The organism is Neorhizobium tomejilense (assembly GCF_964254135.1).
In the GTDB taxonomy this organism is placed as follows: Bacteria; Pseudomonadota; Alphaproteobacteria; order Rhizobiales; family Rhizobiaceae; genus Neorhizobium; species Neorhizobium tomejilense.
The window spans coordinates 821,916-842,238 of the sequence record NZ_CAXUSO020000001.1 but is presented as its reverse complement, the minus strand read 5'-3'; the positions used below and the strand labels follow the sequence as shown (position 1 = coordinate 842,238).

Here is a 20,323-nt window from a genome sequence, read left to right as displayed (position 1 = left end):
TGGCACTGACATACGGGAGAAAACGTTGATCAACCTCTTCGACACCATCCGCAACACGCTCGTGCCGATCCACAAGGAAGGTTACATCTTCGTCGCCGCCTTCTTCATCGCCTCGCTGATCCTCGGTTATATCGCCGAGCCGCTGTTCTGGATCGGCTTGGTGCTGACCTTGTGGTGCGCCTACTTCTTCCGCGATCCGGAACGGGCGGTGCCGCAGGACGACGATCTCATCCTCAGCCCTGCCGATGGCCGTATCAGCCATGTCGCCATGGTCGTGCCGCCGGTCGAACTGCAGCTGGGTTCCGAACCCATGCTGCGCATCTCGGTGTTCATGAACGTGTTCGACTGCCACATCAATCGCTCGCCGGTGCGCGGCCAGGTGTCGCGCATCGAATACCGCCCAGGCCAGTTCATCAATGCCGAACTCGACAAGGCCTCCGACGACAACGAGCGCAACGGCCTCGTCATCGAAACCCGCCACGGCAAGGTCGGGGTGGTCCAGATCGCCGGCCTGGTGGCGCGGCGCATCGTCTGCTGGGTGAAGCCGAGCGAACCGGTCAATGCCGGCGAACGATTCGGCCTGATCCGCTTCGGCTCGCGGCTCGACGTCTTCGTGCCGGCAGGCGGCCAGGCGCGCGTGTCCGTCGGCCAGCTCGCCATCGGCGGCGAAACCGTGCTTGCGGAATTCGGCTCGACCAAGGGCCCGATCATCAGCCGCCGCACGTAAAGGGAGCCAGAGCCTGATGGAGACGCCCGCCTCGCCGCCCTCGCCCCCTCATTCGCACAGGGAACACAACCGCCCGAACGAAGAGGCCCGCGGGCCGCGCCTGCGCGAAATCCCGCTCCGGCTGCTGGTGCCGAACCTGATCACCGTGCTTGCCATCTGCGCCGGCCTGACCGGGATAAGGCTCGCCTTCGAGGGGCGTTTCGAACTGGCGGTCGCCATGGTGCTGCTGGCCGCCTTCCTCGACGGCATCGACGGGCGCGTGGCACGGCTCCTGAAGGCCACCTCCAAATTCGGCGTGCAGATGGATTCGCTTGCCGACATCATCAATTTCGGCGTCGCGCCGGCATTGGTCTCCTACGCCTTCCTGCTCGACCAGGCACATTCGATCGGCTGGATCGCAGCCCTGCTCTATGCGATCGCCGCCGGCCTGCGCCTCGCCCGGTTCAACGTGATGGAAGACCGTAACATCAAGGCCGACTGGCAATCGGAATTTTTCGTCGGCGTACCGGCGCCGATGGGCGCCATGCTGGTGCTGCTGCCGGTCTATCTGGGCTTCCTCGGGCTCGAGGCGACGCCGGTCTTCGTTTATGTCAGCGTCGCCTATACGCTGCTGATCGGCTACCTGCTGGTGTCCCGCCTGCCCGTCTGGTCCGGCAAGTCGAGCCGTATCCGCCGCGACCTGATGCTGCCGATCATGCTCGCCGTGGTGCTCTATGTGGCGCTGCTGATGAGCTATACGTGGGAGGTGCTGTCGATCACCGTCGTCGGGTACCTCCTCGTCCTGCCGTTCAGCGCGCGCGCCTGGCACCGCCGCTACGGCACGATCACGATCGAGGATGACAGTGCTAACGTCTGAGGGCAGGCGCACTCGGTAAGTTGCAACTTCCGCGCAACAGTTTCCCGCAAGATGACAGTTCTACGAATACCGGGCGGCACTGCCGGCTTGCCGGCCACGATTCCGCCCGCTTTTATGGGAAAAGCCGCGATCGCAAAATGCAAACAAGAGATTCGCGTGTTGAGGAGACAGCCATGAGCACCGAGAAGAAGATTGAATCCAAACCGGAAATGACCACGCCCTACCGTCCGCTGGGCCTGAAGGCCGTGGTTGCGGCCGCCCTGATGCTGAACCGCAAGCCGAAGCTTACCCCTGCAGGCTGATCAGGCCCGCTGAGCCGGATCAGAGACCAGGCAAGCGACGAGTCATTCGCCGCTGAAAAAGCTCCACAGGAGTCCCAGCGCGAGAAGGCCCATGACGATGCCGATCACGACATCCAGCACCCGCCAGGCGGCGGGTCTGGCAAACAGCGGCGCCAGAAACCGCGCGCCGTAACCGAGCCCGAAGAACCAGACGAACGAGGCAATCGCCGCACCGGCGCCATAGGCCACGCGTCCCGCCCCTTCGAAGGCCGCAGACAGGCTGCCGAGCAGCACGACCGTATCCAGATAGACATGCGGGTTGAGGAAGGTGAAGGCCAGGCAGGTCAGAACCGCCGCCTTCAGCCCCATCGGTTCCGGCGCGCCCGCCACCAACGCGGCCGGTTTTACCGCCCGGCGGAAGGCCATCACGGCATAAAGCCCGAGAAACACCGCGCCGCCCAGCGTCACCACCGAGATCAGCACGGGAGATTGCGCGACGATCGTGCCGAGCCCGCCAACGCCGGCGGCGATCAACGTCGCATCCGACAGGGCGCAGATCAGGCAGAGGATGAAGACATGGGCGCGAATCAGCCCCTGGCGCAGGATGAAGGCGTTCTGGGCGCCGATGGCGATGATCAGCGAAGCCCCGAGTGCGAGGCCGGAAAGGCCGGCGGAAAACAGGTTCATGGCATTGTCCGTCTAGGGAGGAGGCCGAGGGATCAGAAAAGCGACATCTGGGTGGAGTCGGGTTTCGGCTTTTTCGGCGGCTCCTCTTCCGGTTGGGCGACCGCGACCGGTTTCTGCAGATCCGGACCCATATTCGCGACCTTGTTGACGAGATCGGAGACCGGCAGCGCCTCGAAGAAATCTTCCTGGACGGGCCGCATCAGGTCGGCCACATCGCGCGGCTCCTGCGTCCTGCAGTCGAGCCAGCGGGCAAAATCCTCAGGCGCGATGACGACCGGCATGCGGTCGTGGATGTGGCGGATGCCGCCATTCGCGGCCGTCGTCATGATCGCCGCCGTATCGACTTCGGAACCGTCGGCTGAAGACCAGGTCTCCATCAGGCCGGCAAAGGCGATGACGCCGCCGCGCTTGGGGCGGATCCAATAGGCCTGCGGCTTGACGCCGCTTTCCTTCGGCGGCCGCCGCCATTCGTAGAAACCGGTGGCCGGGATCAGGATGCGGCGATGGCGCATGGCGGCGCGGAAGGACGCCTTGCCGATCGCCGTCTCGGAGCGCGCGTTGATCAGCAGCGGAAACTCCTTCATGTCCTTCACCCAGCCGGGGATCAGACCCCAGCGGGCAAGGAAGGCACGGCGCTCCGGCAGGTTGCTGCCCGGCTCACGCTTTTCCGACGACATGACGACGAGGATCGGCTGGGTCGGCGCGATATTGTAGCGTGCCGGGAAATCGTCGAGATCCGCCAGGCTAAAGAATTCCGAAATATCCTTGGGGGTCGCCGTCAGGGCGTAGCGTCCGCACATGCGAACTATGTGGCATCGGGCTTTCGAAGGGTCAAGCGCCGATCAGGCGCTGATGTCATGCGCCTCTAGGGCCGAACAGGATGATCGCCCCGCCGACCAGGCACACAGTGACGCCGAGAATGTCCCAGCGGTCCGGCACCCGGGCCTCGATGGCCCAGAGCCAGAGGATCGAGGCGAGGATATAGATGGCGCCATAGGCCGCATAGGTGCGCCCCGCCGCCTCGCTCGGCACCAGCGCCAGCAGCCAGGCGAAAACGACCAGCGATACCATGCCCGGCACCAGCCACCAGACCGGCTTTTCCAGCCTGAGCCACGCCCAGAAGGCGAAACAACCGGCGATTTCGGCAAGGGCGGCGAGGAAGTAGAGGGTGTAGGTTTTCATCAATTGCCTACCCGAAATCCTGCGGCTTCACATCCTGCGCACCGTGCATGACCCGTAGAACCACGATCCGGTCGAGATAGGACCGATAGTAGATGCAGCGTTGCCGATAGGGAAAGCCGCGCAGGCCGGGCGAAATATGGTCACGCGGCGAACCGGTGAAATCCACCTCGGCGATCCAGGCGATCTTGGCGGTGATGTCCGCCAGGAATTCCCGGGCATAGAAGGGGCTGCTTTCTGCGATAAAGCGACGGATGGCACGCAGGTCTTCGCGCGCAAGAGGTGCTACGATGAGGCGCTTGGGGCTAATGACCGTCGCCTTCGCTCATGACGTCGGCAAGCAGGTCTGCACCCGAGGCATATTCCTCACCGAGGCCCGCTTCGATTTCCGCATCCGCCGCATTGATCGCATGGCGCAGCGACTGGATGCGCATCTCATAGTCCGCAAGCATACGTATGCCTGCCCGAACGGCTTCGGTCTCGGTGCCAAAGCGCCCGTTCTTGACCAGATCGGACAGGATGCCATCATAGGCGTCGCCCAACGAGAATGTTTTCGCACGTGCCATGGCAAGCTCCTTTGCATGAAGCATACGATGAAATACAATACTTTTACAATACCGGCTGGACGGATGCGGCAGGTCGGCCTCATTGGAACAGGCGACAGAGTTAGGGATGACGTCGATGGCGGAATATAATGTGAAAAGGCCGATCCAGCGTTGCCCGTCACATCCCGGCGCGTTGCTCGAGGAGATCATCACGGCAACCGGCAAGACAAAGGTCGAGATCGCCGGACTGCTCGGCATCTCCCGCCAGCAACTCTACGATATCCTGCGCGAGCGCAAGCCCGTCTCGCCGAATGTCGCAGCCCGGCTCGGGAAGATGTTCGGCGATGGTGCCGCTATCTGGCTGCGCATGCAGGCCGCCCATGACGCCTGGCACGCGGAACGCGAGGTGGATGTCAGCAATATTCCCACTTTAAGCGCGGCGTGAAGCATTCCCAGCCCATTGAACCATAAAGACCGTAACATGCCCTCCTCTCCCCAAGCCGCGTCCTCCGCCATTCTCGAACGGGATGGCCGGTTTCTGCTGATTCGGCGGGTGAACCCGCCGTCGATGGATCTGTTCGCGTTTCCGGGCGGGCGGGCGGAGCCCGGCGAGACGCCGGACCAGACGGCGGTGCGGGAATTTCTCGAGGAGACCGGCATTGCGGTGCGCAATCCCGTCCTCTTCGCGACCTACGATCTGAAGAGCGAGAAAGAGGACAGGCGGCATTTCTTTCTGTCGGTCTTCCGTGTGGAGGCCGATCCCGACGCCCAGGCGATCGCCGCCGACGATGCGACCGATGCCGGCTGGTATACGGTCGAGGAGATCCGCGGCCTGGCTGTGCCGGCGAGCGTGCTCGAATGCGCCGAGAGGCTGGCGGCGGAGATCAATGCCCGCTAAGAATGCTCGCAAAACCGGCGCGATCGCGCCGCATCGGGACCCGTTCATGAAGCTCATTCCGCGACTTGGCTGCCTGACGCTGCTGGCAATCCTGGCGGCGACGCCGCTTGCCGCCCAGCCGGCGAAACAGCAGCCGGCAGCGCCGCCCCCGTCTCCGCCGGCCGAGGAAAAGCCGGCGCCTTATGACGTACAACTGACGCGGCTTGCGGAAGTGCTCGGCTCGATCCAGTATCTTCGCACGCTGTGCGGCGTCCCGACATCCGAATGGCGCGCCTCGATGCAGCAACTGCTGGATGCCGATACCGGCACCGAACCGAAGCGCCGCGAGCGGTTGACGGCGGCCTTCAATCGGGGGTACCGGTCGTTTGCCGCCGTGCACACGTCCTGCACGGATGCGGCAAGGACCGCCGAGGAGCGTTATCGTATCGAAGGCGCAACACTTGCGACAGAAATCGCGGCGCGCTTCGGAAATTAGAGGATTATTTACCTCTTTTGGCAGGAGGCCGTGTCGTTTTGATAAAAGGCTGATAAAGTTTTTAACGGGCTAGTAATTAAACGGGCACCGAGGACGACAGAATGCAGACAGGCCGCAACGACATCGACGACATGATTGTGCATGAGAAGATGCAGGCTGCCTTGGAATATCAGAGTGAGGCATGGGCAGACGGCCGTGCCGACGGTATCGAGCCGGAAATCATCGCCGACGCAGCTCTCGTACTTGCCATGCGGGAAACCATCCGCATTCATGGAGAAATGGGCGCCGAAGCCATGCTCGATTCGCTCAAGAGCCGCATGCTCGCCGGCGAATTCTCCCCCGAGCGCACTGTTCAATAACGATAGAGGTTTCCCGTGCGGAATGCGGCGGAAACGACGATAGCCCAATTGATCCTCCGCCTTTCGGCGGCAACGATGCTTGCCGCGGCGGTCGGCGGCCACGCTCTTGCGCTCTCCGAGCTGCGCCCGAGCGACGAGCCCAGTCAGCCCGAGCAGGGACAGAGCCGCGCCATCCTCCAGGCTTTCGAAGGTACGACCCTGCCGCAGCCGGGTCCTGCGATCAATCGGTCGGCACAGGCCGGCGACGCCAAGACGACCGCCCCCCCGGCGGACCCCAACGCCGCCAAGCCCGCGCCGGCTGACAGCAAGCCGGCGGAGATCATCCGCGACATGACCAAGCTGCCGGCGCCGGTCAAGCACATGCGCGAACAGCTCGTCGAGGCCGCGGCCTCCGGCGACATCGCCCGCCTGCGCGCCCTGATGGGAACAGGTGCCACCCAGACGCAGGTCATGAACGGCGAGTTCGAGGACCCGATCGAAACGCTGAAGAGCTTTTCGGGCGACGCCGAAGGCCAGGAAATCCTCGCCATCCTGCTCGACATCCTGTCCACCGGTGCTGCGCATTTCGACGTCGGCACGCCGGACGAGGCCTATGTCTGGCCCTATTTCGCAGGAAAGCAGCTTTCGACGCTGACGCCGCCGGAACGGGTCGACCTTTTGCGCATCGTGACGGCCGGCGACCTCGCCGGCATGGAAGAGAACGGCAACTACAACTTCTTCCGCGCCGGCATCAGCCCGGACGGCAAATGGAAGTTCTTCTCCGGCGGCGACTGAGCGAGCGTGGATGCTTTGATGGGTGCAGAACAGTGCGCCCAGCCGATCTCCCCCCTTGAGGGGGAGATGTCCGGCAGGGCAGAGGGGTAAACCTCCCAGCACACTTCTTCCGCCACTGCATTTGCCGCACCGTTGCTACCCCCCTGTCACCTTCGGTGACATCTGCCCCTCAAGGGGGGAGATCAGGGATTGTGCCGCACCGGCTCGCCTCAACGAACTTTGTTGGCAATCTCCCCGAACGCCTTGCCGCCGCCCCTGCGAAGACTTAACTCTCAGGTTCAGAACAACCGGATTCCCGTGCCATGCCCGCCGCCTTTCTTCCCTCGCGAAGCCTGATCCGCCTCACCGGCAAGGATGCGCAAGATTTCCTGCAGGGGCTGATCACCACCGACATCGATTCGCTACCGGAAGGTGAAGCCCGGCCGGGCGCGCTCCTGACGCCGCAGGGCAAGATCCTGTTCGATTTCCTGGTCTGGCGGGAGGGAGACGGGTTTGTCATCGAGACCGAAACGGCCCAGCGCGAGACGCTGATGCGGCGGCTGACGATGTACAAGCTGCGCGCAGCCGTAGATATCACGGTCGGTCCGGAAGACGGTATCACCGTGTTCTGGGGTGATGATTCGGGCAAGGGCTCGGTGAAGGATGCGGCCTTTGCCAAGGCCGGAATCCCCCTCGCCCGCGCTCCCGGCAAGCTGGATGACGGGCCGGAAGAAACCTATCACGCGTTGCGGATCGAAGCCGGCATCTCTCTCTCCGGGCACGACTATGCGCTGCAGGACGCCTTTCCGCACGACGTGCTGCTCGACCAGACGAGCGGACTTTCCTTCCGCAAGGGCTGCTATGTCGGCCAGGAAGTGGTCTCCCGCATGCAGCATCGCGGCACGGCGCGGCGACGGGTCGCGATCGTTTCGGGCGAAGCCGCCCTGCCCGCTTCCGGCACCGAGATCATAGCCGGCGGCAAGCCGGTCGGCACGCTCGGATCGGTTGCCGGAAACAAGGGGCTGGCGATCGTGCGCATCGACCGCGTCGGCGACGCCTTGGCACGCGGCGTGCCGCTTTCCGCTGGCGACGTGACCGTCAGCCTGGCGCTTCCCGCCTGGAGCGGGCTCTCCTTCCCCGTCGAGGCTGAAGAGGCCGAGACGTGAGCCCAGCGATGACGGCACCACGTGCCTGGCAACGGATGCTGTCGGGACGCCGGCTCGACCTGCTCGATCCCTCGCCGCTCGACATCGAAATCTCCGATATCGCCCACGGGCTTGCCCGCGTCGCCCGCTGGAATGGCCAGACGCGCGGCGACCATGCCTTTTCCGTCGCCCAGCACTGCCTTGTCGTCGAGGAGATCTTCCGCCGCTGCAACGAGGCCTGCTCGGCCGATGCGCTGCAGATGACGATGCTGCACGATGCGCCGGAATATGTGATCGGCGACATGATCTCGCCGTTCAAATCGGTGGTCGGCGGCGGCTACAAGGCGGTCGAACAGCGGCTGGAGGCGGCGATCCACCTGCGCTTCGGCCTGCCGCCGCATCCGAGCCGCGAACTCAAAGCGCTGATCAAGAAGGCCGACACGATCGCTGCCTTTTTCGAGGCCACGGAACTTGCCGGCTTCTCGGTCACCGAGGCGCGGAAATTCTTCGGCCAGCCGCGCGGCATCACCCGCGACATGCTGCCGATCCAGCCAATGCCGGCGCTGACGGCGCAGCAGCTTTTCCTCGACCGGTTCCATCAGATCGAGGCCGAGCGCGCGGGCAAGACACCATGACCGCGATCGTCGTCTGCCCGCTGAGCTCCATCGCCGAGACCGCCGTCCGCCACAAGGCGCGCGAAATGGTGAGCCTGATCGCCGAGGGCCAGGACTTTCACCGGCCGGGCGTGATTGCCGCCGACCGCCACCTGAAGCTGGCGATGAACGACATCGGTTTTGCCGGCACGGGAGGTCTGATCGCGCCCAGCGAGGCGCATGTGGAAAGCCTGATCGGCTTTGTGCGCGACTGGGACCAGGCAGCGCCGATCGTCATCCATTGCTGGATGGGCGTCTCCCGTTCACCTGCCGCAGCGGTGATCGCCGTTCTCTCGCTACACCCGGAGGAGGACGATTTCGCGCTGGCTGCGAGGCTTCGCAGCGTCGCGCCGCATGCGACCCCGAATACGCGGCTGATCGAGATCGGTGACCGGCTGCTCGCCCGCAACGGCCGGCTGATTGCTGCCATCAAGGGGATCGGCCGCGGCGCCGAGACCGATGGCCGGGCCTCCTTCATCCTGCCGCTAAAAATCTCGCCTTGAACCAGAAAGTTGAATTTTCCTAATTGTTTAGCTCGGGGTTAAAAAGCTCCACTTTTATCTTGACGTCGCGGCCTGCTGCCCCAATTAACGGCGAAACTAAAATCAGGAGCAGACCGCCGGATGGACCAGGCGTCGGAATTCGTTGTGGCGACCAGGGCGGCGCTCGCTCAGTTGAGCGCGCTGGCGGTGCAATATTCCTTCTCCGCGGTCGGCGCGATCGTTCTCCTCATTCTCGGCTGGATGGCCGCCGGCCTGATCAGCCGCTGGGCTCATCGCGGCCTGTCGCGCATCCACGGCATTGACGCGACGCTGTCGCAATTCTTCTCCAACATCATCCGTTATGCGATGCTGGTTCTCGTCGTCGTCATGGTGCTCGGCCAGTTCGGTGTGCAGACGGCATCGGTGCTTGCGGCGCTGGGCGCGATCGGCCTTGCCGTCGGTCTCGCGCTGCAGGGCACGCTGCAGAACATCGCGGCGGGCATCATGCTCCTGGTCCTGCGACCGTTCCGGGTCGGCGAGAGCATCGAGACCGGCAGCGTCACCGGCACGATCGTCGATGTCGGGCTGTTTGCGACCGAGCTTCGGACCGCCGACGGCGTCTATCGGCTGGCGCCCAACTCGACATTGTGGAACGTGCCGATCACCAATTACAGCCGGCTGAAGACGCGCCGCAACGAGATTTCGGTCAGTATCGGCACCGACCGCGATATCGGCCGGACCCAGGCAAAACTGATGGCGATCGCCAGCGGCGACAGGCGGGTGCTGAAAGACCCGGCGCCGACCGTCTACGTCGCCGAATTCGATGCGGGCAGCGCCAAGCTGACGCTGCGCTACTGGACGAAGAGCAGCGACTGGTGGGAAACCGGCCGCGACCTGACCAGGGAGGTCAAGCTCGCCTTCGATAAATTCCCTGGCGACAAATTGCCGGAACAGATTCCAGACCCTCAGGTAGAAACCCGCAACGTCACCGGTGAGAGCGGACCTCCGGCTCCTCACGGTGCGGACGAACCGGTCACGCAGCGGACCTGAAGGAAAGGATGCATCGGGGCCGGCTTTTTACGAGGAAGCCGGCCCCGATGCCCAAATTTTCACGAGAATCGGCTCGGCGATCGCCGTCACACGGCCTTGAGGTCGTATTCCTCGCTGCCCGACCAGACGACGTCCCAGGACGCTCCCGGGCGTACGTTGCGGATGGCAGTCGGCTCGAAGGCGACGAGGCAGCGGCCTTGATCGTGCCGCACCGACGGATAGATCAGTCCGTCATGGCCGTCGCGCCTCAATCTTTCGGCAAGCGCCTGCCCCTGGGGATAACCGATCGCGAGATCCGGATCGAGCGCCGGGTGGCCGCGTTCGTCGGTGATGTCCGGATACTCGCCGATAAAATCCGCCAGCAGTTCCACATAACGCGCGGTCTCTTCGAAGAGGCCGATGAACCTCAGTTCCCGCGTCTTGTGGAAGGCGACCTCGGCGATCGACGTCATCGTGTCCCAGCTGCAGTACCAGGCGCCGCGGTTTTCGTCGTTGAAGCGGTTCCCGCCTTTTCTCGTATAGGTGAAAGCGGCGTTGATATGGGTGTTGCCGTAAACCTGCAGGTCGTGCCTGCGGCGTTTCCAGGCGAGCTCGCGGCGGTCGAGATGCAGGTTCAATCCCCGCTCGGCCGTCAGCCGGGCACTGGTCATGCCCTCGATCTCGGCAAGGATCGCCAATTCCTCGTCGCTATCGACCAGGCCGCGCAGGCTAGGCGGCTTGTGATAGGTCGCCGGGATCAGCCGCACCAGGCCCCGGTCGCTGACAGGCGTGACGATCACGCGCCGCCCCGCAGGGCGTCGAGGTAGTTTCGGACGGCAAGGAACTGCGGCAGCCCCTCCTCGATCAGCGTATCGATCGGGCGGGTACCGCGGAATAGCGGTCCCTCGTTCGGCAACGTCATCCATCTGGAAGCGATCGGATCGCTGAAATAGAGTTTTAAAGCCTTATAGATGCCGATGACGGCGCTGAGGCGCAGCATCTGGTCCTTGGTCAAGCCGCCGGAATAGCCGGGTTTCCGGGCACGTTTCCAAGTGCTTTCCGACATGTCGGCAAGGGCCGCCGCCTCGTTCACCGGCACGCCCCATTCGGCCACGACATTGCCGAAGGCCTTCAGCGCGACGGCCGTCAGCTGCTCTGCTTTTTCTTTTCTGGCGGCGACTTCCATGGGCAAGGCTCCTTTGAGTCGAGTGCAAATGTAGCTCATTTGCACTCGATGTAAAGGTCAAATGGCCCGTTTCGCTCGGAGGCTCCTCACTGCGACATGGTCGAGCGGTGGGCCCAGCCGGTCATGCGCCGCTCGATCCAGGCCATCAGCGCGTACATAGCGATACCTTCGACGGCGAGCATCAAGAGACCGGCGAAGACCAGCGGCACGTTGAACTGGCTCTGGGCCGAACTCATCATATTGCCGAGGCCGTAGTTTGAGGCGACGGTTTCCGAGACGACCGAGCCGACGAAGGCGAGCGTGATCGCCACCTTCAGCGAGCCGAAGAAATAGGGCATCGAGCGCGGAATGCCGACCTTCAGCATGATGTCGAGCTTCTTTGCGCCGAGCGCGCGCAGCACGTCCTCAGTCTCCGGCTCGATCGTGGCAAGGCCGGTCGCGACGTTGACGACGATCGGGAAGAAGGAGATCAGGAAGGCGGTTAATATGGCCGGTACGGCGCCGATGCCGAACCAGATGACCAGGATCGGCACGAGCGCCACTTTGGGGATGGCGTTGAAGCCGATCATCAACGGGTAGAGCCCGGCATAGATCGCCTTCGACCAGCCGATGAAGAGGCCGATCGCCAGGCCCGCGACGACGGCGATCGCGAAACCGACGGTGGTCGTATAAAGCGTCTGGAGAGAATTCTTCCAGATCGGCGACCAGTATTGGACGATCGCCTGAAAGACGCGGGAGGGCGCAGGAAGGATGGTCGGCGGCGTCTGCAGCACGATAACCAGCAGTTCCCAAAGGACGAAGAGCCCGATCGTGTAAAGCCAGGGGGCGAGCGTCACCCAGTTGATGCGCTGGGCAAGCGGCTTCGCCGGCGAGGCGGGAGCGGCGGTATTTCCGGTCACGATAATCATGCGACCACCCTCGCGCTGGCGATTTCGCCATGCAGTTCATGCACCATGTCGTTGAAGGCCTTTTCGTACATGACTTCCAGATCGCGGGGCCGCGCGAAAGGCACTGTATGTTCCTTCAGCACCTTGCCGGGACGGGCGCTCATTACGAAGATGCGGTCGGCGAGGAAGGTCGCCTCGCGCAGGTCGTGGGTGACGAGGACGATGGTGACGCCTTGGGCCGCGTGCAGGTCGCGGATGACGCACCACAGTTCTTCACGGGTAAAGGCGTCGAGCGCGCCAAAGGGTTCGTCGAGCATCAGCAGTTCGGGTTCGTGGATAAGTGCGCGGCAGAGATTGGCGCGCTGCTGCATGCCGCCTGAAAGCTGCCAGGGAAATTTCGAGCCGAACCCTTTCAGGCCGACGGTTTCGAGCAGGTGCTCGGCCTTCTCGACATATTCCTTCTTGTTGGCGCGCAGGCGGTGGCGGTGTCTCTCGACGATTTCGAGCGGCAGCAGGATGTTGTCGAGCGTGGTGCGCCAGGGCAGCATGGTCGGGTTCTGGAAGGCCATGCCGACGATCGAGACCGGCTTGGTCACCTGTTTGTCCGCCACGATCACCACGCCGCTCTGCGGGATGTGCAGGCCGGTGACCAGTTTCATCAGGGTCGACTTGCCGCAGCCGGACGGGCCGACGACGGCCGCGAACTCGCCCTTGCCGACCTTCATGGTGAGGCCGGAGACGGCAAGCGTGCCGGCCGGGCCGCCATAGCGCATGTCGACATTGTCGATGGAAACGAGGTGCGTCATTTGGTCTCCGTCTGCTGGCGGCTTGTTCCTCTTCTCCCCTCGGGGAGAAGGTGGCCCGGAGGGTCGGATGAGGGGGCGCCCGCCGCAGGTTCGGCCCTTCGCTTATCGCGCAAGGCGTCGCTACGCTCCTCCCCCTCATCTGCCCTATCGGGCATCTTCTCCCCGAGGGGAGAAGATAGATCCTATTACGGCAGCATACGCTCCGCCTTGGCAGGCAGGAAGCTGGCGTCGAAAACCTGCTCGGCCTTGACGTTGCCCTTGAGGCCCATGGAGACCTTCAGCGTGTCGATCGAGGCGGCAAGGCGGGCCGGGTCGATGCCGCCGAAGCCGTTGGCGACCACGTAGGGCGTCTTGATGTTCATCGCATTCGCCATCTTGAGGCGCTCGAGCTCGATATCCTTGTTGAGCGTCTCGTTGCGCTTGAGGACTGCGGTAACGCCCTCTTCCGGCTTGGCGACGGCATCGGCAAAACCCTTGGCAAGCGCCTTCAGGAAGCCCTTGACTGCGGCCGGGTTCTTGGCCGCGAAATCGGTGTTGATCAGCACCGCGTTGCCGTAAAGGTTGAGGCCGTGCTCGGCCATCAGGATGGTGGCGATGTCGTCATCCTTGATGCCCTGAGCCTTCAGGTTGAGGATGACCGAGAAGGCGAAACCGAAGACCGCATCGACCTTGCCCTGGGCGAGCATCGGCTCGCGGACCGGGAAGCCGATCGATTCCAGCGTGATCTTCGAATCGTCGATCTTGGCGACCTGCTTGAAGGCCTTCCACTGCGCGAAGGCACCATCCGGAGGAGGCGCGCCGAGCTTCTTGCCCTCCAGCGACTTCGGATCGGTGGTGATGCCGAGCGACTTGCGGCCGACGACCGCAAAGGTCGGGCGCTCGTAGACCATCATTGCGGCCTTGATCTTCTGGGAGCCGTCCTCGTCCAGGAACTTGATCAGCGAGTTGATGTCGCCGAAACCCATCTGGTAGGCGCCGGTGGCAACACGCGGGATCGCCTCGACCGAGCCGTTGCCGGTATCGATGGTGACGTCGAGGCCTTCGGCCTTGAAGTAACCCTTGTCCTGGGCGAGCAGGAAGCCGGCGGCCGGGCCTTCGAATTTCCAGTCGAGCGTGAACTTGACTGCGGTTTGCGCCACAGCCTGGCCGGCCGGCATGGAAAAGCCGGCGGCAAGCGCCAGCGCCGCGACGGCCGAGAGTTTTGAAAGCAGTCTGCGCGAGATCATGAAAGGTCGTCCCCCTGGAGTTTTTTGTGCGGATGGGCTGCATCCAAGCGCTTATTCGGGGGCCGCGCAAGTCGAAACTGCACATAAAACAATCATATTTTCATATCGCATACTCAATATGCATATGCAGCTTTGGTGCACATGACGCCGCCTATCTTTTCAGCAGGAGCCGCCGCGCCACCTGGGACCGTCCAGACCACGTTGCAAAGGACCTGCCGGCTACCGGATGCGGCAAACGGAACTCCGAAACGACAATAGTTTCCAAGGCTTCCGATTGGAAATTGGCTGTGGAACGGCTCTTCCCTTCCCTCGTCCGGCAATTGTATAAACGCACGACCGAACTCTTCACCTGCGAGCGTGCCGATGATCGAAATCCTCCTTCTGCTGCTGGTGATCCTAATGACAGGTCTCCACCGCAAGACATCGGCCCGGGTGACGTTGCTTGAAAAGGAGCTTGAGGCGGTCAAGGCGGATCTCCTGGCTCGGCAACCGGTTTTCGCTGCCACGCCCATGGCGGGGCCGGCGGCCGTTCCAGCCGCAGCAGCGGCTGTCACCACCGAGACGGTGGTCGTCGAAGAACCGCCTGCTCAGGCAGAGCCGGTGCCCGAGGCTGTTCCGGCTGCGCCCGCGGCCCTGCCGGAGGAGACGATCGCGGCAAGCACGACGGCCGAGGAGGCTCCGGCCATAGAAGAGGCTCCTGCCCCGGCTGTAGCGAGGGCACCGACGCCGGCCAAGCCGAAGACCAAAGAAAACCTCGAAAGCTATCTCGGTGCACGCTGGCCGGTCTGGGTCGGCGGCGTGGCCCTTGCCTTCGGCGGCATCTTCCTGGTGCGCGCCTCGATCGAGGCCGGGCTGCTCGGACCGGGCGCACGCCTCGTGCTCGCCTGCCTGTTCGGCCTCATCCTGATGGCCGGCGGCGAGATCGTCCGGCGCCGGGCGATGCCTCAGGTATCCGATCGGTTCAGCAATGCGATGATCCCCGGCGCGCTGACGGCGGCGGGTGCAGTGACGCTGCTGGGCGCGATCTATGCGGCCTACGGCGTTTACGGATTTATCGGCGCAACGCCGGCCTTCATCCTGCTCGCGCTCGTATCCTTCGCAACCATCGGACTGTCGCTGCTGCACGGGCAGGCGCTGGCCGGGCTCGGCCTGCTCGCTTCGCTGCTGACGCCGGCCCTGGTCGCCAGCGAACAACCGAACCCCAATGCGCTGTTCGCCTTCCTCTGCCTCACCTGGGTGGCCGTCAATGCCGCCTCGCGCTTCCGCCGCTGGACGATCGTGCCGATGCTCGCCAATATCGGCATCGGGCTTTGGGCGATCGCCTACACGTTCGGCGCCGCCGAGTTCGACCCGATGCCCTCGACCCTGACGCTGATCGTGATGATCGCCGGCACCGGCTTCTTCTGGCCGGGGGCCGCCTATGGCACCGACCGTGTGGCCAAAAGCGGCTGGAGCGGGATGCTCGGGCGCCAGCCGCTGGCCATCACGCTCTCGGTGGCGATCATGTCGGTGCTGCCGGCGCTCGCCATGCTGGTGGCGGACACGGTCACCGGCATCGATCCGTACTTCGCCTCCGCTGCCGTGATCGCGGCCCTCGCCGCCCTCGGCGCCAGCCGTGCCTATACGGTTTGGCCGGCGATGATCGCCGCCTGCGGGTCGGTGCTGGTCCTTGCCGTCGTGGCGCTGATGCTGCTCGATACCTATGTGCCGCAACCGGTCGGCAACGAACCGCTGCCGGTCGTGACCTATGCGACGGAAATCGCCATCAGCCTGCTGCTCGGGGCGGTGTTCACGCTGCTCGGCTTTGCGTTCCTGAAGCGCTTCCGCAGGGCGGAGCCGGAATTCTCGATGGTCTGGAGCGTGCTGATGTCCGGCGTGCCGGTGGCGCTGGCGACGATCAGCTTCCTCAATTTCGGCAATCTCGGACGCGACTGGACGCATGGGCTCTACGGGGCCGGCCTCGGCCTCGTGCTGCTGGCCGGTGCCGAATGGCTGTTCCGCGAGCGTGACGAGACGAGCGATGGACGCATCGACCGGGCGGCCAATTTCTTCATCGCCGGCTCGTTTGCCGGCTTCACGTTCGCGCTGCACGCGCTGACCAACGGCATCGTCACCACCATTTTCCTGTCCGTGCTGGGCTTTGCCTATGTACTGGGCATGCGGGCGCGGCCATGGCCGGCGCTTCCCTGGATGATGGCGGCGGCGATCCTGATCGTGTTCGGCCGGATCGCCTGGGAGCCGACGCTGATCGGCCAGAACAGTCTCGGCACCACGCCGTTCTTCAACGCGCTTCTGCCGGGCTACGGCATTCCGACGCTGCTGGCGATCGTGACGGCCTATCTGCTGAAGGATTCCGCCGATTTCCGCATCCGCAACCTCATGCAGACGCTTGCCTCGCTCGCCGCTCTCATGACGGTTGCCGTTCTGGTGCGCCACGCGATGAACGGCGGCGTGCTCGACGACCGGGTGCCGACGCTTGGCGAGCAGTCGATCTACACGCTGCTGACGGTCGGCTTCTCGGGCATATTGATGACGCTCGACCTCAAGTCGCCGAGCCCGGTGTTCCGCTGGGGTTCGATGATCGCCGGCGTGCTTGCGACGATCAACGTTCTGTCGCTGCACGTGTTTGCGCTCAACCCCTATTTCAGCGGCGAAAACACCGGCGCCTGGCCTTTCCTCAACCTGCTGCTGCTCGGTTATCTTCTGCCCGGCCTCGCCTATGCGCTCGTTGCCTATTACGCACGCGGGCGGCGGCCGATGCCCTACGTGGTCATGCTGGCGCTCGCAGGCGCGGTGCTCGGTTTCCTCTGGGCGACGCTTTCCGTGCGGCGCTTCTGGCAGGGTGAAAACATCGCCGACTGGAAGGGCTTCATTGCGGCCGAGACCTATACCTATTCGGTGGTCTGGCTGCTGATCGGCGTGGCGCTGCTGGCAATCGGCTCCAAGCTCGATGCCAAGAGCCTGCGGCTGGCTTCCGCCGGCCTCGTGCTGGTCGCGGTGATAAAGGTGTTCCTGGTCGACATGTCGAACCTTGAAGGGATTCTGCGGGCGCTGTCCTTCATCGGGCTTGGTGCGGTGCTGATCGGGATCGGGCTTTTCTACCAGCGCATTCTGGTGAACAAGAGCGGTGAACCCGCAGCTATCGATTCCCAGGAACCCGCTTCGTGACCGTTTCGCTTATCGCCGCCTTTTCACCCTTCGAGGCGCTTGCCGAGACCCTGATCCCGCATGCGACCGAAGGCGACGACGGCTCGCACGACATCGCCCATATCCTGCGCGTCTTCCGTAACGCGATGCGCATCCATGCCAAGGAGGGCGGCGACGGGCGGGTGCTGGCCGCTGCCGTGCTGCTGCATGATTGCGTTTCGGTGGAAAAGAACTCGCCGCTGCGGGCGCAGGCCTCGCGGCTGGCGGCGGAAAAGGCCGCAACCATCCTTGCCGATCTCGGCTGGGACAAGACGGATATCGCGGCCGTCGCGCATGCGGTGACGGCGCACAGCTTTTCCGCCAACATCTTGCCCGAGACGCTGGAGGCCAGGATATTGCAGGATGCGGACCGGCTGGATGCGATCGGCATGGTGGGGGCGGCGCGCTGTTTCTATATCGCCGGGCGCATGGGGTCCGGCCTCTACGACCCGGCCGATCCGCTCGCCAAACATCGCCCGCTCGACGACAAGGCGTTTGCGATCGACCATTTCGAGGTGAAACTGTTCAAGCTCGCCGACGGCTTCCAGACGGCGACGGGCCGCGCGCTTGCCACCGAGCGGCATGAGCGCCTGCGCCAGGTGCTCGACCTCTTCATCGACGAGATCTGAAGGAGAAACCATGCGGATCAGCGAACTCAACGTCTATCCCCTGAAAAGCGGCCGCGGCATTGCGCTTGACCACGCGGAGATCACGGCCGCGGGCATTCCCGGCGACCGGGAGATGATGGTCGTCGATCCGACAGGCATGTTCATCACCCAGCGGGAACTGCAGTCGCTTGCCCGGCTTCAGGTCTATCCGGGAACCGATGCCATGCGCTTCGCCATGGAAGGTCAGGGGGAGATCAGCGTCGCCCGACCGCCGGCTGAGCGGCGCATGGAAACCGTGGTGTGGAAATCCAGCGTCAATGCGGCGCTCGCCGACGATGCGGCCAATGCGGTGCTGTCGAAATGGCTCGGGCGCGATATCCGGCTGGTGTTCTTCGACAATGGGGCAAGGCGCGTCGCAAGCCCGGAATGGGCGGGCGACAATTCGCCGGTGACCTTTGCCGACGGCTACCAGGTGCTGGTGACCACGACCGGGTCGCTTGCCGCGCTCAATGCGGACATGGCGGCGAGAGGCGAAGGCGCGGTCGGCATGGAACGGTTCCGGCCGAACATCGTGCTCGACCACGACGAACCTTGGGCGGAGGACGGCTGGACCGGCATCGAAATCGCCGGCATCCGCTTCGATTTCGTCAAGCCCTGCGCCCGCTGCATCATGACCACCCAGGACCAGCAGACCGGTTCGCGCGACGTGCCGGACCCGATCCCCGCCATGGGCCGCATCCGCATGTCCGCCGACCGGCGCGTGCCCGGCCCGCTGTTCGGCTGGAACGCGGTGCCGCGCGGCACAGGCCATATCAAGGTCGGCGACATCGCGACGGTGGTTGCCGAGCGGGCGGAAGCCTGGGCGATCAAGCGGCGGGCCTGACACGACTGACGGAAATTGGTTGGCGGCGGAGGCTCTGGTTTGTCGAGGTGCCGCCCCTCATCCGCCTGCCGGCACCTTCTCCCCGTTTTGACCGGGAGAAGGAGTTATGCCGCACCGTCGCGGCTCCCCCTCGCCCCGTTAAAAACGGGGAGAGGGTCGCCGAGCGCAGCGGAGGCGGGGTGAGGGGCTCGCCTCCCCAAAGAGATCACTCAGCAGGATTGAGCGCCCCTGCCCCTGGCACCGCCTGCCGATCCGGCCGGCTCAACAATCCGTAACCGGCGAGCATGGTGGTGAGCGCCAACGCGCCGCCTGCGACGGCGACCCAGAAGCCGCTGGAGGCGCCGTAGGCATCGATCGTCCAGCCGGCGAGCGAGGAGCCGGCGGCAAAGCCGATGCTGACGCCGGTCATCGCATAGGTGATGCCTTCCGTGACCTGCGACGAGGGAACGATGCGCTCGATCAGGGTCATGGCGCTGATGAAGGTCGGCGAGATCGCCGCCCCGGCAAGGAAGATGACGGCCGTCAGCGCCCAGAGGCTGCCGACGAAAGGCATGGGCAGCGTGGTGACGGCGGCGACCAGGCTTGCGAAGAGCAGCCGGCGGGCCAGCGACGACTTGAACTTGATGGCGCCGAAGACGAGGCCGACCACGAAGGACCCGGCGGCATAAGCCGACAGGATGTAGCTGGCGGCACCCTTGTTGCCCAGCGCTTCCGAGAAGGCGACGACCGAGACTTCCGCCGTGCCGAAAATGGTGCCCATGCCGGCAAAAACCACGACCAGGAACCACATGGGCAGCAGCCGCATGACCGAACCACCGCCTTTCATCCGCTGCGGATCGACTTTCGGCTCGGTCGACTTCTGGACCACGAACAGCGCCGTGCCGACGGCGAGGAAAGCGGCGGAGGCGAGCACGCCCGCTTCCGGGAAGAGCGCGACGCTGAGGCCGATGCCGAAGACCGGGCCGCAGATATAGACGAGCTCGTCCATCACCGATTCGAAGGCGAAGGCGGTGTGCAGTTCCGGCCGGTCGCGATAGATTTCCGACCAGCGGGCGCGCACCAGCGCCATCATGCTCGGCATCAGCCCGGCGACGAAGGCGAAGGCGAACAGCGTCCAGTTCGGCCAGCGCATCCAGGCGGCGGCGGCAAGGCCGACAAGCGCCAGGAGAGTGATGATCGTGGTCGGCACCAGCACCGCCGACTGACCCCTGGCATCCACCCAGCGCGACACCTGCGGGGAGATGAAGGCGTTTGCGAGTGCGAAGGTGGCCGAGACCGCGCCGGCCAACCAATATTCGCCATGCGTCTGGGACAGCATGGCAACGAGGCCGATCGTCGTCATCGGCAGCGGCAGCCGCGCCACGAAAGCAGCGGCGGAAAAACCTTTGGTACCCGGCCTTGCGAATATTTCGCGATAGGGATTGGGCATAACCTGCTCCTTGGGTTATTTTGAATGAGGACTTACATACGCC

26 protein-coding genes are annotated in these 20,323 nt (G+C 64.2%); 15 read left to right on the top strand and 11 right to left on the bottom strand.

Annotated elements, in window-relative coordinates; genetic code table 11:
• Positions 1–28 precede the first annotated feature (28 nt).
• From ACSQ3G_RS04400 to ACSQ3G_RS04390, 3 genes are all read left to right on the top strand, one after another.
• Positions 29–727, top strand: a complete 699-nt coding sequence (locus ACSQ3G_RS04400) for a phosphatidylserine decarboxylase (protein WP_046630072.1) — start codon at positions 29–31, stop codon at positions 725–727.
• A 16-nt stretch (positions 728–743) separates the two neighbouring features.
• Positions 744–1,583: a CDP-diacylglycerol--serine O-phosphatidyltransferase gene (gene pssA / locus ACSQ3G_RS04395; RefSeq protein ID WP_105402883.1), complete on the top strand. Its 840-nt coding sequence runs from the start codon at positions 744–746 to the stop codon at positions 1,581–1,583.
• 173 nt (positions 1,584–1,756) lie between these two features.
• The gene (locus tag ACSQ3G_RS04390; protein WP_255759033.1) at positions 1,757–1,885 is read left to right on the top strand and encodes a hypothetical protein; all 129 of its coding nucleotides are present in this window, start codon (positions 1,757–1,759) and stop codon (positions 1,883–1,885) included.
• Positions 1,886–1,927: 42 nt separating this feature from the next.
• Here ACSQ3G_RS04390 and ACSQ3G_RS04385 read toward each other — a convergent pair whose 3' ends face one another.
• Genes ACSQ3G_RS04385 through ACSQ3G_RS04365 form a run of 5 tightly spaced genes read right to left on the bottom strand, consistent with a single transcriptional unit; the run spans position 1,928 to position 4,296 of the window.
• The gene (locus ACSQ3G_RS04385) at positions 1,928–2,545 is read right to left on the bottom strand and encodes a LysE/ArgO family amino acid transporter (RefSeq protein WP_436111669.1); all 618 of its coding nucleotides are present in this window, start codon (positions 2,543–2,545) and stop codon (positions 1,928–1,930) included.
• 38 nt (positions 2,546–2,583) lie between these two features.
• Positions 2,584–3,351 carry an SOS response-associated peptidase gene (locus tag ACSQ3G_RS04380; RefSeq protein ID WP_436109186.1) on the bottom strand — a complete coding sequence of 256 codons (768 nt, stop codon included), beginning with the start codon at positions 3,349–3,351 and terminating at the stop codon, positions 2,584–2,586.
• 55 nt (positions 3,352–3,406) lie between these two features.
• Positions 3,407–3,733, bottom strand: coding sequence for a YnfA family protein (locus tag ACSQ3G_RS04375; RefSeq protein ID WP_436109185.1), 327 nt, complete (start codon positions 3,731–3,733; stop codon positions 3,407–3,409).
• A 7-nt stretch (positions 3,734–3,740) separates the two neighbouring features.
• Positions 3,741–4,022: a type II toxin-antitoxin system RelE/ParE family toxin gene (locus ACSQ3G_RS04370; RefSeq protein ID WP_436111668.1), complete on the bottom strand. Its 282-nt coding sequence runs from the start codon at positions 4,020–4,022 to the stop codon at positions 3,741–3,743.
• Positions 4,023–4,035: 13 nt separating this feature from the next.
• On the bottom strand, positions 4,036–4,296 hold the full coding sequence (locus tag ACSQ3G_RS04365) for a ribbon-helix-helix domain-containing protein (protein WP_105403012.1): 261 nt from the start codon (positions 4,294–4,296) through the stop codon (positions 4,036–4,038).
• A gap of 106 nt (positions 4,297–4,402) precedes the next feature.
• Here ACSQ3G_RS04365 and ACSQ3G_RS04360 point away from each other — a divergent pair, with 106 nt between their 5' ends.
• From ACSQ3G_RS04360 to ACSQ3G_RS04320, 9 genes are all read left to right on the top strand, one after another.
• The gene (locus ACSQ3G_RS04360; RefSeq protein ID WP_436109184.1) at positions 4,403–4,720 is read left to right on the top strand and encodes a HigA family addiction module antitoxin; all 318 of its coding nucleotides are present in this window, start codon (positions 4,403–4,405) and stop codon (positions 4,718–4,720) included.
• Positions 4,721–4,756: 36 nt separating this feature from the next.
• A complete protein-coding gene (locus ACSQ3G_RS04355) occupies positions 4,757–5,173 on the top strand; it encodes an NUDIX domain-containing protein (protein ID WP_436109183.1) in 417 nt (138 codons plus the stop codon).
• A 46-nt stretch (positions 5,174–5,219) separates the two neighbouring features.
• Complete coding sequence (locus ACSQ3G_RS04350) at positions 5,220–5,648, top strand: TIGR02301 family protein (RefSeq protein ID WP_436111667.1); 429 nt, start codon at positions 5,220–5,222, stop codon at positions 5,646–5,648.
• A 101-nt stretch (positions 5,649–5,749) separates the two neighbouring features.
• Complete coding sequence (locus ACSQ3G_RS04345; RefSeq protein ID WP_007752665.1) at positions 5,750–6,007, top strand: hypothetical protein; 258 nt, start codon at positions 5,750–5,752, stop codon at positions 6,005–6,007.
• Between the two features lie 75 nt (positions 6,008–6,082).
• Positions 6,083–6,781, top strand: a complete 699-nt coding sequence (locus ACSQ3G_RS04340) for a hypothetical protein (protein ID WP_436111666.1) — start codon at positions 6,083–6,085, stop codon at positions 6,779–6,781.
• Positions 6,782–7,083: 302 nt separating this feature from the next.
• The gene (gene ygfZ / locus ACSQ3G_RS04335; protein ID WP_436109182.1) at positions 7,084–7,926 is read left to right on the top strand and encodes a CAF17-like 4Fe-4S cluster assembly/insertion protein YgfZ; all 843 of its coding nucleotides are present in this window, start codon (positions 7,084–7,086) and stop codon (positions 7,924–7,926) included.
• Positions 7,927–7,934: 8 nt separating this feature from the next.
• Entirely contained in the window at positions 7,935–8,540 is a 606-nt protein-coding gene (locus tag ACSQ3G_RS04330; RefSeq protein WP_436109181.1) for a YfbR-like 5'-deoxynucleotidase, read from the top strand.
• On the top strand, positions 8,537–9,061 hold the full coding sequence (locus ACSQ3G_RS04325) for a tyrosine phosphatase family protein (protein ID WP_105402874.1): 525 nt from the start codon (positions 8,537–8,539) through the stop codon (positions 9,059–9,061). Before ACSQ3G_RS04330 ends, ACSQ3G_RS04325 begins: the two co-directional genes overlap by 4 nt.
• A gap of 120 nt (positions 9,062–9,181) precedes the next feature.
• Complete coding sequence (locus tag ACSQ3G_RS04320; protein ID WP_436109180.1) at positions 9,182–10,090, top strand: mechanosensitive ion channel family protein; 909 nt, start codon at positions 9,182–9,184, stop codon at positions 10,088–10,090.
• 86 nt (positions 10,091–10,176) lie between these two features.
• Here ACSQ3G_RS04320 and ACSQ3G_RS04315 read toward each other — a convergent pair whose 3' ends face one another.
• The 5 genes from ACSQ3G_RS04315 to ACSQ3G_RS04295 form a co-directional block, all read right to left on the bottom strand.
• The gene (locus tag ACSQ3G_RS04315; RefSeq protein WP_436109179.1) at positions 10,177–10,869 is read right to left on the bottom strand and encodes an RES family NAD+ phosphorylase; all 693 of its coding nucleotides are present in this window, start codon (positions 10,867–10,869) and stop codon (positions 10,177–10,179) included.
• A complete protein-coding gene (locus tag ACSQ3G_RS04310) occupies positions 10,866–11,255 on the bottom strand; it encodes an MbcA/ParS/Xre antitoxin family protein (RefSeq protein ID WP_105426748.1) in 390 nt (129 codons plus the stop codon). The genes ACSQ3G_RS04315 and ACSQ3G_RS04310 overlap by 4 nt, the downstream gene beginning before the upstream one ends.
• Positions 11,256–11,341: 86 nt before the next feature.
• On the bottom strand, positions 11,342–12,163 hold the full coding sequence (locus ACSQ3G_RS04305; protein ID WP_436109178.1) for an ABC transporter permease: 822 nt from the start codon (positions 12,161–12,163) through the stop codon (positions 11,342–11,344).
• A complete protein-coding gene (locus ACSQ3G_RS04300) occupies positions 12,160–12,948 on the bottom strand; it encodes an ABC transporter ATP-binding protein (protein WP_436109177.1) in 789 nt (262 codons plus the stop codon). The genes ACSQ3G_RS04305 and ACSQ3G_RS04300 overlap by 4 nt, the downstream gene beginning before the upstream one ends.
• A gap of 185 nt (positions 12,949–13,133) precedes the next feature.
• The gene (locus tag ACSQ3G_RS04295) at positions 13,134–14,174 is read right to left on the bottom strand and encodes an ABC transporter substrate-binding protein (RefSeq protein WP_436109176.1); all 1,041 of its coding nucleotides are present in this window, start codon (positions 14,172–14,174) and stop codon (positions 13,134–13,136) included.
• Positions 14,175–14,537: 363 nt separating this feature from the next.
• Between ACSQ3G_RS04295 and ACSQ3G_RS04290 the strand changes: the two genes are divergently transcribed.
• Genes ACSQ3G_RS04290 through ACSQ3G_RS04280 form a run of 3 tightly spaced genes read left to right on the top strand, consistent with a single transcriptional unit; the run spans position 14,538 to position 18,851 of the window.
• Entirely contained in the window at positions 14,538–17,342 is a 2,805-nt protein-coding gene (locus ACSQ3G_RS04290) for a DUF2339 domain-containing protein (protein ID WP_436109175.1), read from the top strand.
• Positions 17,339–17,989, top strand: a complete 651-nt coding sequence (locus ACSQ3G_RS04285) for an HD domain-containing protein (RefSeq protein ID WP_436109174.1) — start codon at positions 17,339–17,341, stop codon at positions 17,987–17,989. The genes ACSQ3G_RS04290 and ACSQ3G_RS04285 overlap by 4 nt, the downstream gene beginning before the upstream one ends.
• A 10-nt stretch (positions 17,990–17,999) precedes the next feature.
• The gene (locus tag ACSQ3G_RS04280) at positions 18,000–18,851 is read left to right on the top strand and encodes an MOSC domain-containing protein (RefSeq protein WP_436109173.1); all 852 of its coding nucleotides are present in this window, start codon (positions 18,000–18,002) and stop codon (positions 18,849–18,851) included.
• Between the two features lie 205 nt (positions 18,852–19,056).
• On the opposite strand, the gene ACSQ3G_RS04275 is transcribed toward ACSQ3G_RS04280, so the two are convergent.
• Positions 19,057–20,280 carry an MFS transporter gene (locus ACSQ3G_RS04275; protein WP_436109172.1) on the bottom strand — a complete coding sequence of 408 codons (1,224 nt, stop codon included), beginning with the start codon at positions 20,278–20,280 and terminating at the stop codon, positions 19,057–19,059.
• Between the last annotated feature and the right edge of the window lie 43 nt (positions 20,281–20,323).